General features: G+C 68.1%; 26 protein-coding genes and 2 pseudogenes. 17 read left to right on the top strand and 11 right to left on the bottom strand.

The genetic code is table 11. The features are described 5' to 3' along the window. Positions 1–501 precede the first annotated feature (501 nt). On the top strand, positions 502–702 hold the full coding sequence (locus OG332_RS14635) for a hypothetical protein (protein ID WP_327413897.1): 201 nt from the start codon (positions 502–504) through the stop codon (positions 700–702). Here the strand turns inward: OG332_RS14635 and OG332_RS14630 are convergent, their stop codons facing one another. Further along, complete coding sequence (locus OG332_RS14630) at positions 703–1623, bottom strand: IS3 family transposase (RefSeq protein ID WP_327411594.1); 921 nt, start codon at positions 1621–1623, stop codon at positions 703–705. Further along, positions 1620–2123, bottom strand: coding sequence for a transposase (locus tag OG332_RS14625; protein WP_327411595.1), 504 nt, complete (start codon positions 2121–2123; stop codon positions 1620–1622). The genes OG332_RS14630 and OG332_RS14625 overlap by 4 nt, the downstream gene beginning before the upstream one ends. On the opposite strand from OG332_RS14625, the pseudogene OG332_RS14620 reads away from it, so the two are divergent. Together OG332_RS14620 and OG332_RS14615 are read left to right on the top strand one after the other, a co-directional pair. After that, a pseudogene (locus OG332_RS14620) lies at positions 2049–3676 on the top strand (IS4 family transposase). The gene OG332_RS14625 and the pseudogene OG332_RS14620 overlap by 75 nt on opposite strands. 241 nt (positions 3677–3917) lie before the next feature. Then, on the top strand, positions 3918–5429 hold the full coding sequence (locus tag OG332_RS14615; RefSeq protein ID WP_327413896.1) for a hypothetical protein: 1512 nt from the start codon (positions 3918–3920) through the stop codon (positions 5427–5429). A gap of 173 nt (positions 5430–5602) precedes the next feature. On the opposite strand, the gene OG332_RS14610 is transcribed toward OG332_RS14615, so the two are convergent. The 5 genes from OG332_RS14610 to OG332_RS14590 all read right to left on the bottom strand — a co-directional run bounded on the left by OG332_RS14610 (position 5603) and on the right by OG332_RS14590 (position 10754). After that, on the bottom strand, positions 5603–5878 hold the full coding sequence (locus OG332_RS14610) for a hypothetical protein (protein ID WP_327413895.1): 276 nt from the start codon (positions 5876–5878) through the stop codon (positions 5603–5605). Between the two features lie 65 nt (positions 5879–5943). Continuing rightward, positions 5944–7872 carry an ABC transporter ATP-binding protein gene (locus tag OG332_RS14605; protein WP_327413894.1) on the bottom strand — a complete coding sequence of 643 codons (1929 nt, stop codon included), beginning with the start codon at positions 7870–7872 and terminating at the stop codon, positions 5944–5946. Positions 7873–7928: 56 nt separating this feature from the next. After that, complete coding sequence (locus OG332_RS14600; RefSeq protein WP_327413893.1) at positions 7929–8642, bottom strand: lasso peptide biosynthesis B2 protein; 714 nt, start codon at positions 8640–8642, stop codon at positions 7929–7931. After that, a complete protein-coding gene (locus OG332_RS14595; protein WP_327413892.1) occupies positions 8639–10507 on the bottom strand; it encodes an asparagine synthase-related protein in 1869 nt (622 codons plus the stop codon). The genes OG332_RS14600 and OG332_RS14595 overlap by 4 nt, the downstream gene beginning before the upstream one ends. Positions 10508–10625: 118 nt before the next feature. Further along, positions 10626–10754 carry a hypothetical protein gene (locus OG332_RS14590; RefSeq protein WP_327413891.1) on the bottom strand — a complete coding sequence of 43 codons (129 nt, stop codon included), beginning with the start codon at positions 10752–10754 and terminating at the stop codon, positions 10626–10628. Between the two features lie 146 nt (positions 10755–10900). Between OG332_RS14590 and OG332_RS14585 the strand changes: the two genes are divergently transcribed. The 5 genes from OG332_RS14585 to OG332_RS14565 all read left to right on the top strand — a co-directional run bounded on the left by OG332_RS14585 (position 10901) and on the right by OG332_RS14565 (position 15921). Then, complete coding sequence (locus OG332_RS14585; RefSeq protein ID WP_327413890.1) at positions 10901–11848, top strand: helix-turn-helix domain-containing protein; 948 nt, start codon at positions 10901–10903, stop codon at positions 11846–11848. Continuing rightward, on the top strand, positions 11845–12408 hold the full coding sequence (locus tag OG332_RS14580) for a peptide deformylase (RefSeq protein ID WP_327413889.1): 564 nt from the start codon (positions 11845–11847) through the stop codon (positions 12406–12408). Before OG332_RS14585 ends, OG332_RS14580 begins: the two co-directional genes overlap by 4 nt. 214 nt (positions 12409–12622) lie before the next feature. Then, on the top strand, positions 12623–13081 hold the full coding sequence (locus OG332_RS14575; protein WP_327413888.1) for a hypothetical protein: 459 nt from the start codon (positions 12623–12625) through the stop codon (positions 13079–13081). Continuing rightward, on the top strand, positions 13053–13691 hold the full coding sequence (locus OG332_RS14570; protein ID WP_327413887.1) for a hypothetical protein: 639 nt from the start codon (positions 13053–13055) through the stop codon (positions 13689–13691). Before OG332_RS14575 ends, OG332_RS14570 begins: the two co-directional genes overlap by 29 nt. 418 nt (positions 13692–14109) lie before the next feature. After that, entirely contained in the window at positions 14110–15921 is a 1812-nt protein-coding gene (locus OG332_RS14565; protein ID WP_442816152.1) for a hypothetical protein, read from the top strand. A 65-nt stretch (positions 15922–15986) separates the two neighbouring features. Here OG332_RS14565 and OG332_RS14560 read toward each other — a convergent pair whose 3' ends face one another. Beyond that, positions 15987–16217 carry a hypothetical protein gene (locus tag OG332_RS14560; RefSeq protein ID WP_327413885.1) on the bottom strand — a complete coding sequence of 77 codons (231 nt, stop codon included), beginning with the start codon at positions 16215–16217 and terminating at the stop codon, positions 15987–15989. Positions 16218–16399: 182 nt separating this feature from the next. Then, positions 16400–16918, bottom strand: coding sequence for a hypothetical protein (locus OG332_RS14555; protein ID WP_327413884.1), 519 nt, complete (start codon positions 16916–16918; stop codon positions 16400–16402). A gap of 488 nt (positions 16919–17406) precedes the next feature. On the opposite strand from OG332_RS14555, the gene OG332_RS14550 reads away from it, so the two are divergent. The 6 genes from OG332_RS14550 to OG332_RS14525 all read left to right on the top strand — a co-directional run bounded on the left by OG332_RS14550 (position 17407) and on the right by OG332_RS14525 (position 21190). Next, positions 17407–18084 carry a hypothetical protein gene (locus OG332_RS14550; protein ID WP_327413883.1) on the top strand — a complete coding sequence of 226 codons (678 nt, stop codon included), beginning with the start codon at positions 17407–17409 and terminating at the stop codon, positions 18082–18084. Positions 18085–18210: 126 nt separating this feature from the next. Next, on the top strand, positions 18211–18627 hold the full coding sequence (locus OG332_RS14545; protein ID WP_327413882.1) for a head decoration protein: 417 nt from the start codon (positions 18211–18213) through the stop codon (positions 18625–18627). A gap of 10 nt (positions 18628–18637) precedes the next feature. Beyond that, a complete protein-coding gene (locus tag OG332_RS14540; protein WP_327413881.1) occupies positions 18638–19693 on the top strand; it encodes a major capsid protein in 1056 nt (351 codons plus the stop codon). Further along, positions 19693–19983 (top strand): hypothetical protein, encoded by a 291-nt coding sequence (locus OG332_RS14535; protein WP_327413880.1) that lies wholly within the window; start codon positions 19693–19695, stop codon positions 19981–19983. Before OG332_RS14540 ends, OG332_RS14535 begins: the two co-directional genes overlap by 1 nt. Before the next feature lie 65 nt (positions 19984–20048). Continuing rightward, positions 20049–20375 carry a hypothetical protein gene (locus tag OG332_RS14530; protein ID WP_327413879.1) on the top strand — a complete coding sequence of 109 codons (327 nt, stop codon included), beginning with the start codon at positions 20049–20051 and terminating at the stop codon, positions 20373–20375. 5 nt (positions 20376–20380) lie between these two features. After that, on the top strand, positions 20381–21190 hold the full coding sequence (locus OG332_RS14525; RefSeq protein ID WP_327413878.1) for a hypothetical protein: 810 nt from the start codon (positions 20381–20383) through the stop codon (positions 21188–21190). A gap of 87 nt (positions 21191–21277) precedes the next feature. On the opposite strand, the gene OG332_RS14520 is transcribed toward OG332_RS14525, so the two are convergent. Then, positions 21278–22339, bottom strand: coding sequence for a UDP-N-acetylmuramoyl-tripeptide--D-alanyl-D-alanine ligase (locus OG332_RS14520; RefSeq protein ID WP_327413877.1), 1062 nt, complete (start codon positions 22337–22339; stop codon positions 21278–21280). A 228-nt stretch (positions 22340–22567) separates the two neighbouring features. On the opposite strand from OG332_RS14520, the pseudogene OG332_RS14515 reads away from it, so the two are divergent. The 3 genes and pseudogenes from OG332_RS14515 to OG332_RS14505 all read left to right on the top strand — a co-directional run bounded on the left by OG332_RS14515 (position 22568) and on the right by OG332_RS14505 (position 25420). Continuing rightward, positions 22568–24195 (top strand): annotated as a pseudogene (locus OG332_RS14515) (IS4 family transposase). Then, the gene (locus tag OG332_RS14510) at positions 24192–24503 is read left to right on the top strand and encodes a transposase (RefSeq protein ID WP_327419224.1); all 312 of its coding nucleotides are present in this window, start codon (positions 24192–24194) and stop codon (positions 24501–24503) included. The pseudogene OG332_RS14515 and the gene OG332_RS14510 overlap by 4 nt, the downstream one beginning before the upstream one ends. After that, positions 24500–25420, top strand: coding sequence for an IS3 family transposase (locus tag OG332_RS14505; RefSeq protein WP_327411594.1), 921 nt, complete (start codon positions 24500–24502; stop codon positions 25418–25420). The genes OG332_RS14510 and OG332_RS14505 overlap by 4 nt, the downstream gene beginning before the upstream one ends. Here the strand turns inward: OG332_RS14505 and OG332_RS14500 are convergent. Then, complete coding sequence (locus OG332_RS14500) at positions 25417–25770, bottom strand: Mur ligase domain-containing protein (RefSeq protein WP_327413876.1); 354 nt, start codon at positions 25768–25770, stop codon at positions 25417–25419. The two genes, OG332_RS14505 and OG332_RS14500, sit on opposite strands and share 4 nt — an antisense overlap. Between the last annotated feature and the right edge of the window lies 1 nt (position 25771).

Here is a 25771-nt window from a genome sequence, read left to right as displayed (position 1 = left end):
TCGTGGATATCCCCAGCCCTGTGGAAACAGAGCCGAAACGGCCCGATGAGGAAACGGCCCCCCGTGTAGCGTCGCGATCATGCTGATGAGCGGAAGAGCGGCACGGGCGGCCGCTGTTGGGATGGTCCTCTGGGCAGGGCTGATGGCGTGTGCGGGCGCATCTAGAGAACCCTCCTTCGACGAGAAGCGGGACCGGCACCTTGCCGAGCTGAAGGCTGCGGGTGACCAGGGCCGCCGGGAAGGGCTACTCGCCCAACGTCGCAAGCTGGCCGACGGCGTCCCAGCGACTGCAGCAAGCCCCACCCGCGCCGAGTGCGAGCAGCGGTGGACGGACGCGGGCCGGAAGGAGAGGACGGCCGGCGCACGTGACGCATTTGTCGGCGCCTGCGCGAGCTTCCCCGTCCCCGGCCTGCCTGGCCATCCCGCGGCCGTCGCCGAGGCAGAAGCGGTTACGCCGTAACCTGAACAGGCGGCGCGGGGGCCGACCGCCTGGAGAACGCTGTGGGCCTGCGCAAGCTGATCACCGACGTATGGAGCTGGCTCGACTACAAGCCGGTCATGGCCGACCCCCGCCGCGGCCGCAACGCCTGGTCCGACCTCACGTCGTCATGGGTCCCAGACGAGGACCTGCGGCGCCTGTCCGCCTACCGGCTACTGGCCGCCTACGACTCTGAGGTTCCCCCGCACTGCGGGAGGGGCTGACTAGCTGGTCAGGGTGGGTTGACGTGGTTTCAGGTTCACTTGTTCGGTCGCTGCCTGGTTGGCGTAGTGCTTCTCCTCGTACTCGATGGGGCTGAGGTAGCCGAGCCGTTTCTGGATGCGGCGGGGGTTGTAGAAGCCGTCGATGTACTCGAAGAGCGCGAGGTTCGCCTCGGCCCTGGTGGCGAAGACGCGGCCGCGGATGCACTCGGTCTTGATGACCATCCACAGGTTCTCCGCGAGGGCGTTGTCGTACGAGTCGCCGACCGAGCCCATGGAAGCCTGGATCCCGGCCCTGACCAGGCGTGTTGTGAGCTTCACGGACGTGTATTGACAGCCGTGGTCGGCGTGGTGAATAAGCTCTCCGGGGGCGACCTCGCGGCTGGCCAGGGCGTATTCCAGCGAGGTCAGGACCAGATCGGCGTCGGCGCGGGCGGAGGTCTCCCAGGCCACCACCCGGCGGGAGAACGCGTCGCGGATCGCGGACAGCCACAACGGCCCCTCCCCGGTGGGGATCATGGTCAGGTCGGTAACCCACAGCCGGTTCGGCCCGGCCGCGGTGAAGTCGCGTTGCACCAGGTCAGGGGCCAGATCGGCGTCCGGGTCACGGCGAGTGAAACCCTTGCCCCGGCGGGGACTGATCCCGGCCAGGCCGGCCTGGCGCATGAGCCGCTCGACGCGCTTCCTGCCGACGTGGACGCCCTCACGCTTGAGGACGGCGTGCACGCGGGGTGAGCCGTAGATCCCGCCGGACTCCTCGTGGACCTGCCGGATCCTGCTGGTCAGCTCGGCATCCCGGCGGCGCCGTTCGCACGGTTCGGTCTCGGCCTGGCGCCACCGGTAGTAGGTGGAGGAGGGGATGTTCAGTTCCCGGAGTACGGGCTCGACCCCCAGATACGGGTGCTCGTCAACGAGCGCCGTCACCTGGGCCGGGTCGGGTCGAGCTGGGCCGCGAAAAAAGCCGAGGCCGTCCGCAGGACCTCATTCGCACGCTTGAGCTGTGCATTCTCCTTCCGCAGGGCGGCAAGCTCCTCCCGCTCGCCAGTGGTGAGCACGTCGTCGCGTTCGCCGGCGTCGGCCTCTGCCTGCCGGATCCAGTTGCGCAGAGCCTCGTGGTGCACGCCGAGTTCCTCGGCCATGCGGCGGATCACGGGCTTCGGCTCGGCGGTCCGGTACATCCGTACCGCACGCTCACGCAACTCCAGCGGATACTTCCAAGACCACGGAGTTATGGCTTGTCGGCCGCTGTCAACAGGGGCGAGGTATTTGGGAGAAGTGCCGGTCAGGGCAACGGGACTCCTGGTAGAGCGAGGAAGCCGACCAAGGTCTTCCCGCCTGAAGGAGCCCCGTTGCCCGTTCAGTGTTCCACCGTCACGCTCACGTCGTCCATCACCGTCGCCGACGGGGTCTTCGCTCCGGGGCATCTGGGCGAGCTGACCCGGCACCTGCCCTTTGAACTGGTCGATGACGTGCTGGAACGTACTGGCGGAACCCAGCGGAGGCTGAGGCTGCTGCCGTCGAGGGTGGGTGTCTACTTCGTGCTGGCACTGGTTCTCTTCCCGCAGCTGGGCTACATGCGGGTGTGGGACAAACTCACCTGCGGCCTGCGCGGGCTCCTTCCACCGCGTCCGTCGGAGAAGGCGCTGCGAGAGGTGCGCCGGCGGCTGGGCGCCGCGCCGCTGCGGCTGCTCTTCGAGACACTGGCCGGTCCCGTGGCACAGCCGATCACACCAGGGGTGCGATACAGGTGCTGGCGCACAGTCGCCTTCGACGGCTGCAGCTCCACCAAGGCCCCTGACCGGCCGCGAGTCTGCGCCTGGCTGGGCAAACACAAGCATCGTTACGGCACGGACGGATATCCGATGCTGAAGATCATGGTGCTGTGCGAGACCGGAACCCGGGCCCTGCTCGGTGCGGTCTTCGGACCGACGCCCGAGAAGGAGACCGGCTACGCCGAGCAGCTGCTACCACTGCTGGACAACAGGATGCTGCTGCTCAACGACCGGGGCTTCGACTCCGACGACTTCCTCGCGAAGGCCGCGGCCACCGGCGCCCAGCTGCTGGTACGCCTCAAGGGAACCCGGACACCCGCACGCTGGGCACTACTGCCGGACGGGTCATTCCTGACCAGGATCAACGGGACCCGGCTGAGGATCATCGATGCGCACATCGCGGTGACGACCGCCAAAGGGCTGAGGCTGGAAGGCCACTACCGACTGGCCACCACGCTGACCGATCACCGTCGCTACCCCGCCGCAGAGCTGGTGGAGCTCTACCACGAGCGATGGGAGATCGAGTCCGCGTTCTACTCGCTTCGGCACACCCTGCAGCACGGCCTGGTGCTGCGATCCCAGGACGCGACCGGGATCCAACAAGAACTCTGGGCTCACCTGACCGTCTACCAGGCACTGCGCCGCGCGATGGCCGAGGCCGTCGAGACCCTCCCCGGCACCGACCCGGACCGCGCCTCCTTCACCGTCGCCCTGGAGACCGCAAAAGACCAGCTCATCGCCGCAGCCGACGTACTGCCCGACACCGGACCGGGACGAATCACACCGGCCCTGCTGCACGATCTGCTCCCACCCCGCCGGGCCCGCGTCAACCCACGCCGCGTCAAATGCCCGATCTCCCGCTACGCCGCCCCGCCCCACCAGGCACAAGTCCTGGGCGCATCCAGGATCACCAGCATCAGTGTCACCGTGAACCCCTCCGCTGGCCCAGGCCCCGACGGACGCCGCGACCGCACACTGCAACTCCTGCGAACCGATCCCCACCGCACCTGGCGCGCATGTGAAATCGCCCGCGGTATCGGACTGGAGGATCCCCAAGGACTACGCGCAGAACTGGGACGCTGGGTCCGCGAAGGAATCCTCCGCCGCACCGGCCGGGGCCTCTACACCCTCGACCCCGAGTGGACCACCCCAACCTCCACAAGCCCCTGTCCCCGCCCCTGTTGACAGCGCCGGACAAGCCATAACTCCGTGGTCTTGGGATACTTCCTCGGCGCAGGCATCGTCTGGGCTCCTCTCATGAGACCCATCTGACCCTCTGTCACCCATCCCCGCATCTCGGGGGAAGCTCACTCCAACCAGGCCGGCCAGGTTGCCGCGATCACCGGTGACGACGTCGCGGGCGGGGAGCGGCGGGAGCTGGGTGACGCGAGCAAGCTGATCGATACCGCCCTGGGCTACCTGCTCGGATCGGAGCAGACGATCATCGTGCCCGGTGCGGAGCAGGCCGCCGGCGAGCAGCCCGAAGGGCATGCCGAGACCGCCGCCGTGCAAGAGCGCCTCCGGGACTGGGCGGAGAAGGAGCTTCTGCCGCTGCGCCTCCAGCAGGCCGAGCGGACCGCACTGCTCCTTGGCGACTCCGTCTACTCCCTGGCCTGGGACCCAGCCAAGGGCCGCGTCCTGCTCCGAACCTGGGACCCGGGCCTCTACTTCGCCGAGTGGCCGGACGACGAGCAGGACTCAGGCGAGTTCCCAACGCGCGTGCACCTCGCCTGGGAGATCCCCGAGGACGTACGCCGCGGCACCAAGGCCAGGCTGCGCCGCATCACCTACGAGCTCGCACCGATCGCGCCGGCCAGCCGCCCCGCCATGACCAAGGACGGAGCTCACGTCCGGGAGCCGGTTGCCGGAGACGACGGCATCGCCCTGCTCGTGCCAGGCGATGCCCAGGACGCCAAGACCGGGGTCATCACCCGCACCTACCCGTGGGCGGTAGGACGGCCCTCCGCATACACGTGCTACCTCACCGACGCCGAATGGGACCTCGATGACCTCAAGCACTCCGACCTGCTGTACGACCTGCCCCTCCACAAGGCGACCTTCCGAGCCCGCTCCGACGGCGAAGTCCTCGACCGGCTCGACCTCCAGGTCGACTTCATCCCTCTGATCCACATCACCAACAGCATCCCCCACTCCGGCGACCACTGGGGCAAGCCCACCTTGGCGACCGTCCTTCAGGCCCTCGATGAGCTGTCCGCCACTGACACGGACTCGTCGGCAGCCAGCGCCACGACCGGCTCCCCGATCATCGGGCTCGCTGGCGCCCGGCTCCCCATCGATCGCAACACCGGTCAGCCCCTCCCGGTGAAGGTCCGCGCGGGTACCGTCTGGCAGCTCAACGATGGTGGCCGCATGGACGTCCTCGACACCTCCGCGCAGCTCGCCGAACTCCGGTCCCGCGTCGATCACGTCCTGGACCGCATCGCCGCGAACAGCCGGCTCACCTCGGCCGGACTGGGCACGCTGGACCCGACGGCCCTGCCCTCTGGCTACGCCCTCCAACTCGCCCTCGGCCCACTCGACTCGCTCGTTGCCGCGATGCGGCTGGCCAGGGCCCACAAGTACGTGATCCTGCTGCGCATGGTCCAGAGGCTCCACCAGGCAGGCCAGGCATCCGGCTGGCCGGCGGGCGAATCTGTGCCAGCCCAGCTCGCCTGGGGGCCTCACACCCCCACCGACCGAGCAGCTGTTCTCGACGAAGTGGTGAAGGGCGTGGGTGCCGGAGTGCTGTCCATGGAAACCGGCGTCCGGATGCTGCAAGACGCCGGGTACCCGATCGACGACGCGCAGCACGAGATCGAGCTCATCCAAGCGCGGGCGTTCGACGCGGCCGCGCGTCTCGCTGACGCGACCGCCGATAACGCGGCGGTGCGCGCCTACCTCGGGCTGCCTGAAGCCGATCCGGACACGCTGCGCGTTCCCCTGCCCGAGGCGCAGTGACGCGCGAGGCAGAGATGCGGGGCGCGCGGGCCAGGTCCGAGCCCGCTGTGGGCACGGGGCTTTGGGGTCCCGGAGACACGACAGCGCGGGCCGCCACCGGGTGGTGGCGGCCCGCGCTAGGGCTCGTCAGGGGGTTCTCTCAGGCGGCGGACGTAGACGGGCCGACAGCCGCGCTATGAGTTGACTACCGCTTCCTTCTTGCCCTGCACCTTGGCGAAGGCCTCCAATGCACGATCCTGGGCGAATTTGGCGGCCCCGAACGGGACATTGGGCTTGGCCTGCCCAGCGGCCCCAGCGATGGCTGCTTCGGGCACCTTGTCGGCGGTGATGTCGCCAAGCCCACTGGGGCCGTCGGCGAAGGCAGGAACGGCGACAGTGAGGGGGACTGCGGCCAACAGGGCGACAGCGAGGATGCGCGGCAGGGGCTTCATACGCTGGAAAACGATCAAGCCCCGGGAACGTCACCACCGTTTGGGCGCCATGACGGCTACGTGCCCGCGGAAGCAGGCTGAGGTCAGGCGGTCGCGCCGCTGTAGGTGGCGGCCTGCTTGCGCCACATTGCCGCGTACGCGCCGTCTGTGGCGAGTAGCTGTTCGTGGTTGCCTTCCTCGAGAACCCGGCCGCTGCCGAGGACGAGGATGCGGTCGGCGGTGCGGGTGGAGCCGAGGCGGTGCGTGATGAGGATGACGGTGCGGCCCTGCGCGAGGGATCGGATCCGCTCGTACATCGCTTCCTCCGCGTGCGGGTCGAGGGCGGAGGTCGGCTCGTCGCACAGGAGGACGGGGCGGTCGCGATGGAACGCGCGAGCGGCGGCGAGGCGCTGCCATTGGCCGCCGGACAGGTCCCGTCCGCCCCACTGGGAGGGCGACAGATCGGTGTCGAGGCCGTCGGGCAACTCCGCAAGGACCTCGTCGGCGCCAGCAGCACGGGCAGCTGCGAGCACGGCTGCATCGTCCGCCCCCCCCTGGCCGAGGGTGATGTTGTGGCGGGCAGTGGTCTGCCATCGGGCGATGTCTTGGGGCAGCATCGCGAGCCGGGCGTGGACTTGCTCGGGGTCGGTCTGGGCAAGGTCGGTGTCGTCCCAGGTCACGGTGCCTGAAGTCGGGGTGTAGAGGCCCGCCAAGAGCTTGGCCAGAGTGGACTTCCCGGCCCCGTTGGCGCCGACGATCGCCAGGACCTCGCCGCGATGGACCGCTACGGACACGTCGGTCAGGACGGGGCGGCTGCTGCCGGGGTAGGAGAAGGAGACGTGGTTGGCACGCACCACCTTCGGCCGGTCCGGTACGGGCGTGGAGATAGCGGAGGACCGAGTTCGGGCGGTGGCGTCCGTGATGAAGGTGCTCCAGTCGGCGAGGTACAGGCCGACCTTGTAGCTGGTGTTGATCCCGTTGACCAGGCCGGTGAGCAGGATGCGGCTGGTCTGGGTGGCGATGAGAGCGGCGCCGGCGGAAGAGAGGGGGATGCGTCCGGAGGTCACGAGCCACAGTAGGGACGCGTACACGACGACCATGGAGGCGCCGGCGATGGCGTCGCCGGTGAGCTGGAAGCGGGCGGTGCTGCGCCCGACGCGCGCGGCGTGCCGTTCGAGGCGTCCGGTGACGTCGGAGAACTGGTCCAGCAGCCAGGAGCGCATGGTGTTCACCCGGACGTCGAGCGCGGTGGCTCGACCGGCGGTGTGGTACATGAGCGTGTGCCTCAGGCGCCGGTCGGCCAGGGTGTGGCGCTCGGCGTGGTGCGCGGCGCGAGCTGCGTAGACGGCGGCCACACCGCGGGGGATGACGGCGAGGATGAGCAGCGGCAGCAGCATGGGGTGGAGCGCGGCGAGGATTCCGGCAGCGGCTGCGATCCCGATCAGGGAGGCGGTGACCATGGCCAGTGCCTCGGTCATCAGGTGCAGGTCCTTCGAGGCTCGGTTCGCCGCTTCGGAGTGATCGCACCAGTCGGGATCGTCGTACGAGGCGAGGGGAACCCGGGTAGCGGCATCCAGGTAGGCCAGCTCGGCGCGGCCGTCGACACGCGGTCCGATGCGTGCGTTCACGGTGATTGCGGCGGCGGAGGTCAGGGACCGGGCCGCAGCGGCGGTGGTGATCAGGATCAGCGAGGGCATGGCCTGCTGGAGCCGTTCCGGGACGGGGCCGGCGGCGAACATCGGGGCGAGGGCTCCACGTGTGCCGTAGAGGGCAAGGGCGGTCAGAGCACCGCCGACGAGCTGGAGCACGCCGAGCCACAGCACCGCGCGCCGGTCAGCGGCCCACGCGAGGCGCATGGCGGTGGCGGCGAGCTGGGGAAGTTGCCGCAAGATCACCGGGAACGAGGCGTCGAGGGCGGCGTCGTGCCGCTCGGCGCTCACCTTGTACTGGGGCAGGACATCGCCCGCCCCCGGCTTGCCGGGGCGGGCGGAGGTGCGTGGGCCGGTCGCGCCGGCCGTGGTTGCATCGGTCACGAACGGCTCAACCGGTCACCCTTACGGGTGGTTCTCCTGGCGAAGGGTGGCGAATTTCAGTTCGGATGTTCCACCTGAAGGGCGGCGGCATACGGCCAGACGCGATCCGCCGCGTCCTGACCGATGACGGTGCCCTCCGCCTCGACCCAGGCATGGGCGTTGCGGGGCATGAACGACGCACCGAGCACCCAGCGCACCCGTCGACCGGAGAGCGCGGCGGCGAGGTACACGGCCAGCGACTCCTCCAAGCACGCTGCCCGGCCCGGCCACGCCCGGGTGGCTCGCTGTACGGCGGAGTGGAGCCGTTCGGCGTCGGCGATGGTGGCGTGACGCCCCGGCAACCGGGTAGCAGTCATGGCAGCGGCGATCGTGAAGCGGATCGGCAGGCAGCGCAGCAGAACAAGAGCGAGCGCGAGCCCGCCTTGAGCTGCGATCTGGTCCCGCAGCGTTCCGCCGACGGTCCCGGCGAACCGGACGATGGGGGGATCAGACCGGGGACCAGGGCGACAGGCGGCAACAAGCAGCTCGGCCTCGTGCAACTCGGCGGCCACGCGGTTCAGGTCAGCGCGAACCTGGTCCGGATCCACTCCTCGGAGCTGCCAGGCGTGGACGAGGTCTTCGATCGCCTCATCGGTGGCCTGGCCGGCGGCCACCTTCGACCACAGCTCGGCGCTGACGGGATCGAGGAAGTGCCAGCGGCCCCGACCACGGCGGACATCCATCAGCGCCACACCGTCAGCGGTGACTGCTGCGTGTACGAGCGTGCTCACGCCGCCTCCTTCACCGGAGCCAACTCCCACCACTGCTCGCGGCCGAGGCGGAGCGTGCTCAGCCAGAGCTCGATCACCACCAGGAGGTGCACGGCATACAGGAACGCCGGTTCACCTCGCGCGCCGCTCTGAAGTTCGGCCACAGCCTGACCCGAGTCGATCAGGCCGGCCTCGGCGAGCCGGGAGCCCGCGATGATCCGCTGGAGCATGGGCAGGTTGTCCCGCAGGCCGTCATGTACGCCTCCAACGTGGTGAGTCTTGGTTCGCCGCTGCAACAGGACGGCGGGGACCAGTCCGGTGAACGCGGCGCGGGCCAGGGGCTTGTAGTCACCCGGCACGGAGCGTTGCCAGCCGGGGACCGCGTGGCAGACATCCACCACGGCGTTGTCCATGAACGGTGCGTGGATGGGCAGCGTCCACAGCTGGCGGCTGATCTGGTCGTATGTGGCGTGCTCCTCGCCCATGCGTTCCAGGGAGATTCGCTCGTGGAGCCGCCCGGGCCGCTCGCTGCTCGCGGCGACGGCCGCCTGCTCGGCGACGACGGCAGCCGTCGCCATCCGGCCGGCCGGGGTGAGCCAGGCGGCGGAGGCGAGGGGAAAGCACCACGTCAACAGGTCGGATGGGGGCCGGTGACGGGGAGGAGCCAGCGTGGACGTTCCGCCCAGCAGGGCAGCGAGTCCCGCCAGAGCCCTCGGGTACGGCTCGGCGCAGGTGCGCGCGGCGCGAGCCAGGACCCGGTGAGGGGAGGTGCGACGCGACCGAGCGAATGCCCAGGCCCGGCCCGCAGCCGCGCCGCGATGCCCCGCGAGGTACTGGTCGATGAGCATCGGCGCCACGGCGTCCAGGACATCGTCACCGCCCCGGCCGGTGAGGTGCAGCCGAGAACCGGCGGCAACGGCAGGGGCCAGCTGGGCAGCCTTCAAGCTGAGCAAGCCCAAGGACAGAGAAGGGCTGTCCGTGATCGGCAGGGCTTCCAGGTCGTTGAGCTGGTCGAAGTGGCGTACCTGCTGCGTCGCCCCGTGAACAACGCGATGCGTCAGATGAGGCAGCTCGGCCGCGACCCGGGCGGCATAGACCGGGTCATCGGACTCGGCCATGTGCCGATCGGTGTAAGTGATGCCCAGCAGCGAACCGCGAGCCGCAGCGAGCGCCGCAAGGGTACTGCTGTCGAGACCCCCCGACAGGTCGGACGAAAGGCTCGCCGCGCTCGCAGCCCGGCGGGTAACAGCCGTCGTCAGCGCCTCCCGCAGCATCGGAGCGGCATCAGCGAGCGCCAGCGCCTCCCGGCGGCCGGGAACAGGGACCGTACGAGGCGGCCGGCCAGGCGACAGAACCAGGGCAGAGCCCGGCGGGACGCGGTGGACGCCGGAGAACAGGCTGCCGCTTCCGAGGTGATCGACGCCTCGCACGGTCAAGGCGGCGAGGAGCCGACCGCAGTCCGGCGTCCGGCCGTGCAGCGCAGCCAGAGCCGTGGCCGAGGTAGACCACCACACCAGCTCACCGTCCGCCACCCAGTACACAGGATGGACCCCTGCCCGATCACCGAACACCCACACCGTCGTCCCGTGGCGCACCAGCGCGACGAAGCTCCCGGCCAAGCGGGCCGTGTGCTCCCACTGGCCACGCTCAGCGGCGTCTCTGGCCTCCGACAGCTCCTTCGACGCGGCCAGGCACGACCCGACGCAGACAACCTCGGCGCTCCCGCCAAGCGCAGGACCCGTACGGATGTCGAGACCCGCGTGCCCGACCGTCCACATGCGCAACGGACCCTCAACGGCAACCTCTTCACCGTCCTGCGGTCGCCAGGATCCGGCTTCGAGTAACCCGTCCGGCCCGTGGCCGAACACGCCCGCGGTGAACCTCACGGTGTCTTGCTCCTTTGCGTACGTCGAACCGGACAGACGAGCGCCCGGGACGCAGAGCAGGAGCCTCTGCGTCCCGGGCGCCGGTGTTCAGCTGTTCACGCCCTCGCGGCGCGCGGGATCACTCGAAGTACTGGGTGTCGTCCGCGTTGTTGTTGCCGGCCGAGCCGAGGGTGGCCTTGGTGACGGTGCCGAGGACCTGCACGGCCGGGGTGACGTACACGGGCTTCTGGTCGACGTTCTCGGGCATTGATGCCTCCGGGCTCAGATCGGATAGGGATTGTTCGTACCGGGCCGGTGATTGAAGGAAACAGGCAGCAGCCAGGTTGACGGAATGGTGAACTTGGATCACTCACAGGTCATGCATGCAGTCAACTGGCAGTCAGGGGCAGACCGTTGACCGAGGCACAGGAGCAGACCGCCGCCGAGTTCGCGGCGGAGGTCGCGTTCTGGCGGAAGAAGCGCAAGGTCAGCCAGAAGAAGTTGGCGGCCGACATGGGGTTCGACCCCTCCTACATCAGCAAGGTCGAGGGCGGGCACAGCAAGCCCACGGCCGACTTTGCCCAGCGCGCCGACGGCCGCCTCCAGGCCGGCGGCGCGATCATCGCAAAGTGGCAGGCGTACGAGGCCACGAAAGAGGACGCAGACGGCCCGGTGCGAGCGAGCACCCCGCCCTCCATCGGCAGCTCCGCGCTCGTAGTCGAACAGGACGAGGCCCGGCTCGACTACGACGGCAGCCGCTACACCCTCACCATGCGCCGCAAACTCCGCAACACCGGAGACCAGCCGGTCACCCGCTACCTCATCCGTATCAGCGTCGACCGCTACCCCGAAGACCCTGCCCGCTCGAACGCCCACTACCGCGAGCACCCCCTGACCTGGGACATCCTCACGCTGACCGCGCACTGCGCAGGCGAGCCGATGGCCCAGGCCGTGAAGCTGGACCGTGACGCGACCAAGGAAGTCTGGCTGCTCTTCGAGAACGCCGAAGGCGAAGGGCGCTTCCCCCTCTACCCCGGCGAATCCGTCTGGATCGAGTACAGCTACTTCGTCCCCGACACGCACTGGGGCCGGTGGTTCCAGCGCGCCGTGCGCCTGCCGACGGAGCACCTGCTGGTCGAGCTCGCCTTCCCCGCTGTCCTCGACCCCGTTGTCTGGGGCACCGAGACCTCCATGACTGCCGAGTCAGCCCCACTACGAACAGCCCTCTCGCGTCGTGAAGAGGACGGCGTGCGGATCTTCCGGTGGGAGACAGCCACCCCCGACCTCCACGCCCGATACCGTCTGGAGTGGCGCCTCCGCGCCCGACCGGAAAAGCCCAACACGACACGGGAGTTAACGTGAGCGACGCCCGCCCCAGCGACACCATGCGCGCCCTCGGCGTCGTCCAGGCGGAAGCCCCGATCCTCCACCAGCCGGCCCGCCCCTTCGACCTCCCTGCCGAGCACGACGCCGCTCAGCAGGCCCTCGACGAGCTGTTCGCGGCAGCCGACCGGATCGGCCAGGTCCATCCCTTCGCCAAGGGGATGGGGATCGCTGCCCCGCAGATCGGCCTCGACCGGGCCGCCGCCATCGTCCACCCCGCTGAACCCGGCGCCAGCCCGATCACCCTCCTAAACCCGCGCATCATCAGCCGTTCCGACGAGACGGACGAGCAGTACGAGGGCTGCCTGAGCTTCTTCGACGTACGCGGGCTCGTACCGCGGCCCCTGACTATCACCGTCGAGCACACCAGCCTCGACGGCAGCACGATGGTGACCACGTACCGGCAGGGCTTGGCCCGGCTCGTCCACCACGAGATCGACCACCTCGACGGCCACCTCTACGAGGACCGGATGCGCGACGGCGTCACACCCATCCCGGTCGCCGAGTACCGCCAGACGGGATCCGCATGGAGCTACTGAGAGGTCGCGTCGGCCGGACCACGTTGCAGCGGCGCGAGGCTCAACCCTCTCGCCTCGCTTGCGCCACGGCCGTTCGCGGGTTGGCGGCCGTGGGGCCGGAGATGCCAGAGATCAGCTTCCGCAGTTCGGATTGAAGGCGACGACCAGCGGACTCGTATTGCAACACGCCGCCATGACATCATGACTATCTGTACGCAGAATGAGGGGTTGGGTAATGGCTGACGTGTTGATCAAGCGGGGGGTCTCTGGTCTGCCGAGCGTCTCGCGGGAGGCTCCCGGCAGGTATCCGTATGAGTCGATCAAGGTTGCCAAGCTGCTTCGATCCGCTGGACTGGAAGTCGGCTTTGAGGACGAGCGAGCTGATCGTAGCTACTTGACCCATGACGCTGCAGAGTATTGGCTTCCGGTTCTCGAATTCGCCCAGGGTTTCACAAAGGACATGGTTGTTGGGGTTCTGAGTAGCCTCGTGACGGTCTACATCACAAAGAAGACGGGAAGCGGCGAAGCTGCTGAAATAGCAGCGCCGCCTCCCGTGCTGCATATCGAGGTGACGCGGGAGGGGGATCCCACCAAGATCGTCCTCGACGGGCCAGCCGACGTGGTCCTTGAGGCGATCGCCAACCTTGAGGGATGGGGGGACGGGAGTGTCCGCAGCCAGCCCCCCGAGGCCTGAGCGGGGCCTCTTCCTCCAATGCCAGGAGGAACTCGATCAGGTCCGATCTTCATCTCATCCGGACCCGGCAGCACGGGCGACGCTGCTGAAACTCCGCGGTGAGCTCCGGGAGGTAATGGATCGTTCCGAGGTGCATGCCCCCAACCTCTTCGAAGAAGCGCACATCCTGCTGGATGAGGTGGGGGGACTCCTGCGCCGTAACTACCCTAAATCCTGCGGCCTTGTGTACCAGGAGGGCTCCTACTTTCGGGAGTGCCCGGTCGACCTAGGGCATTTGAGGGTCGGGCTCAGTCCTGAAATGCGTGTGATTGAATCCGAATGCTCGATCTGTCGGCTTGATCCGGAAGAGTGCGATCACATCCCGGGGGAGGTGTACGGCGAGGAAGAATGCCTGAGCATCATCACCAAGTGGGAGTTCGAGGCGGTCGCACTTGTGGCGAACCCGCGATGGCAGATCACGCGGTTTACCAGCTTGGGAGTGGGCACCGCGCAAGAGCTGACCGCAGCTCTGGGAGTTGAGTTCAGGCCGGGGACGAGACTTACCTGTAACAGGTGCCTAACCAGCTGCGGCGGCCTGAACAGGCACTTTGAAGGGGCGACCCATGGCTGAGGGCATGTCAGATGGGCGGGGAACCGCTCCTGAGCCTGGTCGTACCCGTCGGGGGCCTAGGCCTGGTCGGAGTGGTCTCTCCGGAGGCATGGCTTGTGCGTTTGCGGGATGTGCCCAGTCGATGAAGAGTGGGTCTTGATGGCATGGGCACCGTCGAACTGTGGATCTCCGGTGACCTGAGCCCTGTCAGCCTCAAGGGGGCCAAGTCCGCAAGGGACAAAGAAGCACCTCCGAACTCGCATCCGGAACCCTCATGGCACGAACCGCCCGGCGACACGTCTCCCGCGTTTTTGGCGCATCCTGCTTGGCTGCCGCGCTCACGCTGCCGACTGGGGTGACGACTGCTGGGGTGGCGCCACAAGCCCTCGGTGGGGCCACGACCGCAGCACCGGCCCAGACGCCAGAACCCCCTGAGCCCGTGGAGCCGGTCGAGCCCGTGGAGCCGGTCGAGCCGGTCGAGCCGGTCGAGCCGGTCGAGCCCGTGAAACCGGTTGAGCCCGTGAAACCGGTCGAGCCGGTCGAGCCGGTCGAGCCCGTGAAACCGGTCGAGCCGGTCGAGCCCGTGAAACCGGTCGAGCCCGTGAAACCGGTCGAGCCCGTGAAACCGGTCGAGCCCGTGAAACCGGTCGAGCCCGTGAAACCGGTCGAGCCCGTCGAGCCGGTCGAGCCCGTGAAACCGGCCGAGCCCGTGAAACCGGCCGAGCCGGTCGAGCCGGTCGAGCCCGTGAAACCGGCCGAGCCGGTCGAGCCGGTCGAGCCCGTGAAACCGGCCGAGCCGGTCGAGCCGGTCGAGCCCGTGAAACCGGTCGAGCCCGTGAAACCGGTCGAGCCCGTGAAACCGGTCGAGCCCGTGAAACCGGTCGAGCCCGTGAAACCGGTCGAGCCCGTGAAACCGGTCGAGCCCGTGAAACCGGTCGAGCCCGTGAAACCGGTCGAGCCCGTGAAACCGGTCGAGCCCGTCGAGCCGGCCGAGCCCGAGAAACCGGCCGAGCCCGAGAAACCGGCCGAGCCCGAGAAACCGGCCGAGCCCGAGAAACCGGCCGAGCAAAGGGAGAAGCTGGAAGAGCTAACGCCGGAGCTGTACACGGAAATAGACGAGCTGACGGACCAGCAGGGCATCCCCGACGAGCTGCAGGGGACCGTAGAGCAGCTGAATACCACGTTGGAAGTAGTGGAAGACCCGAAAATTCCGCTGGAGGACCGGGTCACGCTCGCGCAGACCTTGCAGAAGGTGACCTCCACGTTGGAGGTAATCGAAGACCCGAAGACGCCATCGGAGGCGAGGAAAGAGCTCACGAGAATCGTGGAGCAGGTGGGCGGCACACTGAAGGTGATCAACCATCCGAAGACGCCGCCGGAGGTGCGGAAGAAGCTCACGCAGATCGTGGCGCCACTGATCGACACATTGTCGATAATTAACAACCCGAAGACGCCGAACAAGCAGCGGGATAAAATTCGGAAGACGGTGGAACCGCTGATCAACACGCTACCGACAATTAACAACCCGAAGACGCCGCCGGAGGTGCGGAAGAAGCTCACGCAGATCGTGGAGCCGGTGATCGACACGCTGCCGATAATTAATAACTCGAAGACGCCGAAGCAGCAGCGGGATAAGCTCACACGAATCGTGCAGCCGGTGACCACTGCGCTGCCGATAGCTATCGACCCGAAGACGCCGAAGAAGCAGCAGGATCAGCTGACAACGATCGTGGAGACGTTGAGCGACACGCTGCTGATACTCAATGGTGCGAAGCCGCTTATTTCGCCGAAAGAGAAAGTAGAGGCGCAGAAGACCGCGGATAAGAAAACCGACGAATTGAACAAGCAGCTGGACAAGGCATTTGGTGAGTCGGTCAATTTCTGCGCTGCTGCGATTTTTAAGGCCGTGGGTAACAAGGCTATCACCCAGGGTCTAGGGAAGCTCCTTCCGGGGACATGGCGCAATATTGGGGTAGATGACGCCATGACGATTGCCTATGCGGGAGATAACCAGGTGAAGCTGATCGTCCAGTGGGAGAACGGGGAGCACGTCAATGCTCTATTTGACGCTGGACAGCTCATCATTAGCCTCGCCGGCATCGTCCCCGCAGGTCTCCTATTCGCAACAATCGGCGCTCCGGCGCTCTCCTGCCTGCAGGCCGCCTGGTACCTTGATCAGCAGTTGGGGATAGCGGCCGGGACCTGGCTCAAGCTGGCTCTCCAGAAGCAGAGCGAAGGGCAAAAGAACTGAGCATCTTCACCAGCGGTCATTGACGGAATAAGCGTGCCTTGGGTGATTCTTTGCCCCAGCTAAGATTATTCGGGTGGGGCCTCCGCGTTCGCCGCCGTCTTCACGGCCTTCTCCACCTCATGCCGGGACTGTCCAGTCTCCTTCGCGTACTTGGTCACCGCGACGTGGACTGCGTCGACGGCGTCCAGCCACGGCTTCCACCCCTCCGCGCTGTACGCATCGGTCGTCGCTTCCCTCCGCGCCGCGTTGGCTGCACGCTGAAGTTGCACAAGTTCGTCTGGAAGTTCGATCGCCACCAGCCGATCGTACGAGGTCGATCACGACGGAAGCCGGAGGCCGATCCGTGCGCGCAGCGCGTCGGCCGCCCACCGCACTTCGTCACAGTGGCCATCGTCGTCCAGCAGGGTGAGCAGGCCGACTCGTGTCGCTTGTCCCGTGCCACTGATCCTTGAGTGATGTGCCAGCGAATGCCGAGACTTCACCGCCGCATCCTCACCGCGGCAACGGCAGCCCTGAGGATGCCTCGCGGCCTGTCGGTCTTCAGCTCAAGACGGATCTGCTTGCGCAGAGACTCGCTGGCTGCATTGCGCGCTTCTACCAACGGCGCGATCTCCAGCTCCTCCCTCTCGGTCGGGTGGAGCGGATCGCCTATCACTTCGCTGATGTAGAAGCTCACGTCGAAGACGCGCTGCACGGTTGTGCTCCACAGTCTCGATACGTGCTCGGAGGCGAAGGCATCGACTCTCGCGGACAGCGACTGAACAAGTGCCCGTTCCTCCGACGTCTGTGGACCGAAGTAGTGTCGAACGGACGGATCCACGTCCGGCTCGGCAAGGTACGGACGCTGGTTAGCGAGTAGATCTACGTACAGCGCCGCCTGCCGTTCCCACAGCCGCGCCTGTTCGCTCGTGCGCTGCTGATGCCGCAGGCTGTAGATGGACGTCGCGGCTGTGGCAGTAATCGCGAGCGCCGGGATCAGGGTCGTATCCACATTCACGCCCGTAGCGTCACACGTCACGGAACGGATGACGATCGTTTTGTCGAATCAAGTGGCCCGTCCCCACGGATTAATGTTCGGTGGCACGCACTCAAGGTTCAGTGGCACAGGACATCGCTGTCCGGTGGCACCCGGGCAGCAGCCCCCGAGTTGATCAAGGCTCCTGTGGTCAAGGGCGGGCAGACGGCTACCGGGCCCCGCAGAACGCCAGCCCTCCTGCCTCGATCGCGGCTGTGGGACAACGGCGGCGGGGGCGGGGCGAGCTTACGACCCCGTTCGGCGCGCTCCTGGTGGAGGAGCGGGTTACTGATGGGCGGCCCTGCCCCCGTCGTCGCACCTCATCGCGACACGATCAAGCTAACAGCCTCGCGAGAATCCGCCGGGCGTGCGCACGCGCTTACGGCCCGATCAGGAAACGGCCCGGTCTGGAGGCGGGGCTAAACTGATCAACGGCGTGGGGGCGCTGGAGACCTTGACGAGGTTCACGCATGACGCGCCCGCTCCCTTCGCCGCTCGCGCCGGTCGGCTACCGCCGAGACGGCCGCCCGATCTACCCGATTCTCGGTGCTGCCCCGAACGACCCCTCGTCCGACCCCGCAGACCCGGCGGATCCGCCCGCCCCGACCGTGTCCCAGGACGACCTGAACCGCCTTCTTGCCCGGGAGAAGACCCAGGGCGGCCGAGCAGCCGTGAAGAAGCTCTTGGGGGACCTCGGATTCGACACCCCGGAGGCACTGGGCGCGTTTATCACCACGAAGCGCGAGGCGGACCAGGCCGCCCTGTCGGAAGTCGAGCGCCGCGAGCAGGCGGCGGCCGAACTGGAGCGGCAGGCCGGCCAGCGCCTCGCCGACGCCGAGGCCCGGGAGCGGGCAGCGGTCCGCCGCGCCGTGCTCGCCGGACTGGGGGCAAGCGGCGAGGACTTGGCTGACGCCGTCGTCCTCGTCGAGCGGGCTCTCGCCGATCAGCCGGAAGCCGACGAAGCCGCCGTCACCGCCGTTGCGGAACAGCTCAAGGAGCGACGGCCGAGCCTCTTCGGGCAGCAGACCCCGCCGCCGGCGCCTGGAGGCTCGCCCGCTGGGGGCCCGCCGAGCCGTGGGGGAGTGCCGCCGCGACCGGGCGCCGCCGGTCTGGAGATGGCCCGCCGCCGCGGTTTCGTTGCCGGGTGAGCCACCCGGCAACCACTCTCACCGGCGGGCAAGCCGGACCAGGGGACCACGCCCCGCTCTTCCGTGGACGACGCCACCGCCCTGGTGTGCGCCTGCCCCGCTTCGCGTCCCACGGAAGGACAGGCTGTGACCATCCAGCCCATTACGACGTCGGTGTCGTACACCGCTGACCGGTCCTGGCTCGGCAGTCTGCACGGCACGGACTCCACCGAGACGATCACCCTCGACGTCTCCAAGCTTGCCGCCGCGCACATCCAGGCATCCACCGACACCAGCCAGCCGTACGGCCGGGTCCTGTCCGGAGCGCCGGTTGGGAAGATCACCGCCTCGGGCCTCTACGGGTCCTTCGACCCGGCCGCAGCCGACGGCCGCCAGAACCTGGCCGGCTTCGTATTCGCCGAGACCCTGTACGCCCCGTCGGCGACGAAGGTGCCCGCGCCGCTGCTGTGGCACGGCGTGGTCGTCACGGCGAAGGTGCCCGGCGGCATCGACACCACCAAGGTCACCGCGTCGGTGACCGGCCCGCAGATCCGGTTCGTGTGAGGAGACGACGATGACCATTCAGGACCTGATCAAGAACGTCTCGGTCAATGACCTGACCACGTTCGCCCGTGCCATCCCCTCGCAGGCGGACCACCTGCTCTCCAAGGCCGGCGGGATCATCCCGACCCTGGAGCAGGACGAGGTGAAGTGGCGGGTCAAGGACAACGGCCGGTACGTCAACGTCGCCAAGTACCGGGCCTTCGACGCGTCCGTGCCGTTCGCGACCCGCGAGGCGTGGCAGACCACCCGCGAAGGCATGCTGCCCCCGCTCGGGCAGAAGCTTCTCGTCGGCGAGCAGGAGCAGATCCTCCTGGAGGCGTCGCGCGGTGCGGACGAGGACCGCTTGATCGAGCTGCTGTACGACGACACCGAACGCCACGTCGAGGCCGTCCGCTCCCGCATCGAACTCGCATGGGGCGACGTGCTGACCGACGGCAAGTTCACCCTCGCCGCCGAGAACGGCCTGACGATCGAAGTGGACTGGGGGGTCCCGGCCGGCAACATGCCCACGGCGCCGAAGCTGTGGAGCGACCCGACGTCGGATCCGATCAAGGACGAGCTGGCCTGGATCCAGTACCTGGACGACCGAGGCGCGCCGGCGCCGGAGATGGTGTTGACCAGCCGCAAGGCGTTCTCGTTCCTCGCGGCCAACAACTCCTACCGCGCGGCGTACTACGGCAGCGTCAACCCCTCCAACACGCCGACAGCGACGCTCACGCCGCAGCAGATCAACGTGGTCCGCGACAACTACGGCCTGCCGCCGGTCACCTTCTACAAGGGCCAGGTCCGTGTCGACGGCGTGCAGACCAAGGTGCTGCCCGAGGACCGGTGGATCCTGCTGCCCCCGGACCGCTCCAAGTGGGGCCAGACCATCTTCGGCGTGACGGCCGAGGCCCTTGCCCTCTCGCGGGGCACGAACCCGGAGATCACGAAGGAGGACCGGCCGGGCATCATCATCACCCGCGGCGCACAGGACGACCCGGTTCAGATCTGGACCAAGGGCGCTGCCGTGGGCATGCCGGTCCTGCACACCCCGGACGCCCACATCGTTGCGAAGGTGATCTGATGGCCCGCCTCTCTGCCGCCGTCCACGTTCAGCACCCGACGACTCGGGAGTGGGTGGTCCTGGAGCCCGGTGAGGAACCGGCACCCGAACTCGCTGCCGAGATCACCAACCCCGACGCCTGGGAGAACGGAGTGCTGCCCGAGCCCGAGGACCAGGCGGAGGACGAGGGACCGCCTCCCTTCGGCTTCGCCCCGGAGGAATCGTCCCAGCCGGAGCCGGAGCCGGAGCCGGACGCCGATCCGGAGTCAGCGCCTGCTCCACCGCGCCGCCGCAAGACCGCTACCACGTAGCCGTACCCGACTGGGACCGCCGACTCGCCAAGAGCGGCGGTCCCCCTGCTACGCAGGGAGAGCCCGTGAACCCCGCCGTCCTCGCTTGGCTCCTCGCCCAGCTCGGGCCCGCCACCGATCAGACCGACCTCATCGCCCGCTACGCGCGACTCGCCAGTGCCCGAGAAGTTGCGCGCGAGGTCCTCTCCGAACGCCGCGCCAAGCTGCTGGCCGAGCCGCTGCGGATGACGGTCGACGGCGTCGTCACCATCGACCAGAGCAACAACCTCCAGGGCCTCGAACGCCAGCTGACCGCGCTCACCCAGACCCCGGCCCCTGACGATCCGGCCGCTGGCGAGCCTGGCATCGAGCTGGTCACCGCGCCGCTCGTACAGGCCCACCGAACTCGGTAACCGACGTGGCCTACGACTGGCCGCCGCTGGTGCCCGGCGACCCAGACGATGTCGCCCGGCGGGTCGCGGCCGTACTCGACGAAGCCTGGCGCCGACTCGCCGCGCAGCAGGAACGCGTACTCAAGACCTTCGAACAACAGCCTCGCGCCCGCCTGGTGTTGATCACATTGGAGGAGTTCAAGCGCGCCGTCCAGGCGTTCCGCCGCGAGGTCGACACCGAGGCCCTCGCCTTCGTTCGCCGGCAGCTTCCGCACCTCTACCAGCAAGGTGCCGAGCAGGCTGCCGTACGGCTCGGCGCCCGGTTCACGTGGACGATGATTCACCGAGACGCGCTGCTCAGCCTGGCCAGCGACTCGTACGCAGACTTCCTCCGCCGATCCGAAGAGGCCGAGCGGATGGCCACTGCGTTCTACCGCGCCGCGCGGGCAGCGGCACGCCGCGAAGTCCCGCTCTTGGCCGCAGGGAACGTCACCGCGAAGCAGGCAGCCGCGAGCCTCGCAGCGCGGCTGCGCGACGATCACGAGCTGGCTCACGTCGTCTACCGCAACGGAGCCCGAGTTCCGGTCAGCGTGTGGGCGGAGGCGGCGACCCTGGCGAAGAGCGCGGTGGCCTACAACGCGGGCACCCTCAACCGCACCCGCGAGGCCGGTGTCAGGAACGTGGAGGTCTTTGACGGTTTGGACTGCGGGTGGGTCAGCCACCAGGACCCCGACAAGGCAGCGCGGACCATCCGTACGGTTGAGGAAGCGGCCGAGTTCCCCATCGCGCACCCGCGCTGTCGCCGGTCCTTCGGCCCGCGTCCGGATCTTGAGTGAAGTAGGCATCCCTGCGCCGGTGTCAGCCGCCGGCAGCCCCGCTGCCCGGACGGCGCAGCGGGGCGGGCACACCAGGGCTGAGACCGACTACCGAGCCGTGGAGGCAGCCAGAACCCGAGCGACGGCTTCGAGCCCAAGTGCGTTGGCGCCCTTGACCAGCACCACGTCGCCAGGCACCAGGACCCGGGTGATCTCCTCCGTGAGCACGTCGGCCTCAGCCTTCGTGGCCGTCAGACCAGCCTTCTCCATCGTGGCGAGCATTCGGTTCATGTGATCGGCACCGATGCCGATCACCACGTCCGGCCGCACATGGACGACCTGCTCGGCGACCCGCGCGTGCCACGCTTCTGCCTCATCGCCGAGTTCGGCCATCTCACCGAGGACCGCGACCTTGCGCCGGGTCGCACCCGCAATGTCGGACAGCGCGCCCAGGGCAGCGAGCACAGACTCGGGGCTGGCGTTGAACGCGTCGTTGATGACGGTGACCCCATCCGATCGGGTGGTCACCTCCATCCGGCCGCCGCTGGAAATCTCTGCCTCCCGCAGGCCCTGCGCGATGCGGTCAGCGGGGATCCCGGCGGCGGTCGCGGTGGCGGCCGCTGCCAGGGCGTTGAGGACGTTGTGTCGGCCGTGGACTCGCAGGTCGATCCGGCGGCGGGTGCCCCCGTGGACGAGGATGAAGTGCGGGCGGCCGTCGAGCTGGATGCCGACCTGTTCCGCTCGTACGTCGCAGTCCTCGCCGAACCCGAATGTGATCACGTTGGCGTCCGTCTCGTTGGCCATGGCGGCCACGAGGGGGTCGTCGCCGTTGAGGACGGCGGTGCCGTGCACGGGCAGGGCCCGGACGATCTCGGCCTTGGCGTCGGCGATGACGTCGCGGGAGCCGAACTCCCCGATGTGTGCCGATCCCACGCCGAGGACCGTGGAGATCGTCGGGCAGGCGATGTCGCACAGGCTGTCGATGTGCCCCAGGCCGCGGGCGCCCATCTCCAGCAGCAGGTATCGGCTGTCCGGCTTGACCCGCGAGACGGTGACGGGGAAGCCGATCTCGTTGTTGAAGGACCTGGGTGTGGCAACGGTGGGACCGTCGAGCTCGAGGATCGAAGTGAGCAGGTCCTTGGTGCTGGTCTTGCCAGCGGATCCGGTCACCCTGAGCTTCCCCCGAGATGCGGGGATGGGTGACAGAGGGTCAGATGGGTCTCATGAGAGGAGCCCAGACGATGCCTGCGCCGAGGAAGTATCCCAAGACCACGGAGTTATGGCTTGTCGGCCGCTGTCAACAGGGGCGAGGTATTTGGGAGAAGTGCCGGTCAGGGCAACGGGACTCCTGGTAGAGCGAGGAAGCCGACCAAGGTCTTCCCGCCTGAAGGAGCCCCGTTGCCCGTTCAGTGTTCCACCGTCACGCTCACGTCGTCCATCACCGTCGCCGACGGGGTCTTCGCTCCGGGGCATCTGGGCGAGCTGACCCGGCACCTGCCCTTTGAACTGGTCGATGACGTGCTGGAACGTACTGGCGGAACCCAGCGGAGGCTGAGGCTGCTGCCGTCGAGGGTGGGTGTCTACTTCGTGCTGGCACTGGTTCTCTTCCCGCAGCTGGGCTACATGCGGGTGTGGGACAAACTCACCTGCGGCCTGCGCGGGCTCCTTCCACCGCGTCCGTCGGAGAAGGCGCTGCGAGAGGTGCGCCGGCGGCTGGGCGCCGCGCCGCTGCGGCTGCTCTTCGAGACACTGGCCGGTCCCGTGGCACAGCCGATCACACCAGGGGTGCGATACAGGTGCTGGCGCACAGTCGCCTTCGACGGCTGCAGCTCCACCAAGGCCCCTGACCGGCCGCGAGTCTGCGCCTGGCTGGGCAAACACAAGCATCGTTACGGCACGGACGGATATCCGATGCTGAAGATCATGGTGCTGTGCGAGACCGGAACCCGGGCCCTGCTCGGTGCGGTCTTCGGACCGACGCCCGAGAAGGAGACCGGCTACGCCGAGCAGCTGCTACCACTGCTGGACAACAGGATGCTGCTGCTCAACGACCGGGGCTTCGACTCCGACGACTTCCTCGCGAAGGCCGCGGCCACCGGCGCCCAGCTGCTGGTACGCCTCAAGGGAACCCGGACACCCGCACGCTGGGCACTACTGCCGGACGGGTCATTCCTGACCAGGATCAACGGGACCCGGCTGAGGATCATCGATGCGCACATCGCGGTGACGACCGCCAAAGGGCTGAGGCTGGAAGGCCACTACCGACTGGCCACCACGCTGACCGATCACCGTCGCTACCCCGCCGCAGAGCTGGTGGAGCTCTACCACGAGCGATGGGAGATCGAGTCCGCGTTCTACTCGCTTCGGCACACCCTGCAGCACGGCCTGGTGCTGCGATCCCAGGACGCGACCGGGATCCAACAAGAACTCTGGGCTCACCTGACCGTCTACCAGGCACTGCGCCGCGCGATGGCCGAGGCCGTCGAGACCCTCCCCGGCACCGACCCGGACCGCGCCTCCTTCACCGTCGCCCTGGAGACCGCAAAAGACCAGCTCATCGCCGCAGCCGACGTACTGCCCGACACCGGACCGGGACGAATCACACCGGCCCTGCTGCACGATCTGCTCCCACCCCGCCGGGCCCGCGTCAACCCACGCCGCGTCAAATGCCCGATCTCCCGCTACGCCGCCCCGCCCCACCAGGCACAAGTCCTGGGCGCATCCAGGATCACCAGCATCAGTGTCACCGTGAACCCCTCCGCTGGCCCAGGCCCCGACGGACGCCGCGACCGCACACTGCAACTCCTGCGAACCGATCCCCACCGCACCTGGCGCGCATGTGAAATCGCCCGCGGTATCGGACTGGAGGATCCCCAAGGACTACGCGCAGAACTGGGACGCTGGGTCCGCGAAGGAATCCTCCGCCGCACCGGCCGGGGCCTCTACACCCTCGACCCCGAGTGGACCACCCCAACCTCCACAAGCCCCTGTCCCCGCCCCTGTTGACAGCGCCGGACAAGCCATAACTCCGTGGTCTTGGAAGTATCCGCTGGAGTTGCGTGAGCGTGCGGTACGGATGTACCGGACCGCCGAGCCGAAGCCCGTGATCCGCCGCATGGCCGAGGAACTCGGCGTGCACCACGAGGCTCTGCGCAACTGGATCCGGCAGGCAGAGGCCGACGCCGGCGAACGCGACGACGTGCTCACCACTGGCGAGCGGGAGGAGCTTGCCGCCCTGCGGAAGGAGAATGCACAGCTCAAGCGTGCGAATGAGGTCCTGCGGACGGCCTCGGCTTTTTTCGCGGCCCAGCTCGACCCGACCCGGCCCAGGTGACGGCGCTCGTTGACGAGCACCCGTATCTGGGGGTCGAGCCCGTACTCCGGGAACTGAACATCCCCTCCTCCACCTACTACCGGTGGCGCCAGGCCGAGACCGAACCGTGCGAACGGCGCCGCCGGGATGCCGAGCTGACCAGCAGGATCCGGCAGGTCCACGAGGAGTCCGGCGGGATCTACGGCTCACCCCGCGTGCACGCCGTCCTCAAGCGTGAGGGCGTCCACGTCGGCAGGAAGCGCGTCGAGCGGCTCATGCGCCAGGCCGGCCTGGCCGGGATCAGTCCCCGCCGGGGCAAGGGTTTCACTCGCCGTGACCCGGACGCCGATCTGGCCCCTGACCTGGTGCAACGCGACTTCACCGCGGCCGGGCCGAACCGGCTGTGGGTTACCGACCTGACCATGATCCCCACCGGGGAGGGGCCGTTGTGGCTGTCCGCGATCCGCGACGCGTTCTCCCGCCGGGTGGTGGCCTGGGAGACCTCCGCCCGCGCCGACGCCGATCTGGTCCTGACCTCGCTGGAATACGCCCTGGCCAGCCGCGAGGTCGCCCCCGGAGAGCTTATTCACCACGCCGACCACGGCTGTCAATACACGTCCGTGAAGCTCACAACACGCCTGGTCAGGGCCGGGATCCAGGCTTCCATGGGCTCGGTCGGCGACTCGTACGACAACGCCCTCGCGGAGAACCTGTGGATGGTCATCAAGACCGAGTGCATCCGCGGCCGCGTCTTCGCCACCAGGGCCGAGGCGAACCTCGCGCTCTTCGAGTACATCGACGGCTTCTACAACCCCCGCCGCATCCAGAAACGGCTCGGCTACCTCAGCCCCATCGAGTACGAGGAGAAGCACTACGCCAACCAGGCAGCGACCGAACAAGTGAACCTGAAACCACGTCAACCCACCCTGACCAGCTAGTCAGCCCCTCCCGCAGTGCGGGGGAACCTCACCCCGATCACTGTTCCGGTGTAGCTGACGGCCACGCGGGCCGCGATCTGCCCCATTGCCAACAAGACGTCGGGGACCACGATGGCAGGGCCTTCGACGGGCTGGTCAGCGAGGACGGCCACCGCACCATCCGCGATGGCCTGTGCGGCGAACGCGTGCCCGTCGACCGAGCGGCCCTTCAGACAGCAGAACAGCGAGCCGGCCGTGATGTCGCGGGAGTCGAACACGAGCGGTCCGGTGATCAGCTGGCCCGGGTCGTGGGCTCCGGTCAGGCGGCCGTTGGTGACGAGCGCGGCGTCTTGGAGGGAAAGGGGGATCACG

The organism is Streptomyces sp. NBC_01233, assembly GCF_035989305.1.
Taxonomy (GTDB): Bacteria; Actinomycetota; Actinomycetes; order Streptomycetales; family Streptomycetaceae; genus Streptomyces.
The sequence above is the reverse complement of the archived record's forward strand: the minus strand, read 5'-3'. Positions and strand labels throughout refer to the sequence as shown.

Coding starts and splice junctions, on each gene's coding strand:
- OG332_RS14625 (WP_327411595.1), bottom strand. CDS start 2,123: ATGCCCCGGAGCGAAGACCCCGTCGGCGACGGTGATGGACGACGTGAG.
- OG332_RS14590 (WP_327413891.1), bottom strand. CDS start 10,754: ATGCCCGAGAACGTCGACCAGAAGCCCGTGTACGTCACCCCGGCCGTG.
- OG332_RS14575 (WP_327413888.1), top strand. CDS start 12,623: ATGGCTGACGTGTTGATCAAGCGGGGGGTCTCTGGTCTGCCGAGCGTC.
- OG332_RS14550 (WP_327413883.1), top strand. CDS start 17,407: ATGACGCGCCCGCTCCCTTCGCCGCTCGCGCCGGTCGGCTACCGCCGA.
- OG332_RS14540 (WP_327413881.1), top strand. CDS start 18,638: ATGACCATTCAGGACCTGATCAAGAACGTCTCGGTCAATGACCTGACC.
- OG332_RS14535 (WP_327413880.1), top strand. CDS start 19,693: ATGGCCCGCCTCTCTGCCGCCGTCCACGTTCAGCACCCGACGACTCGG.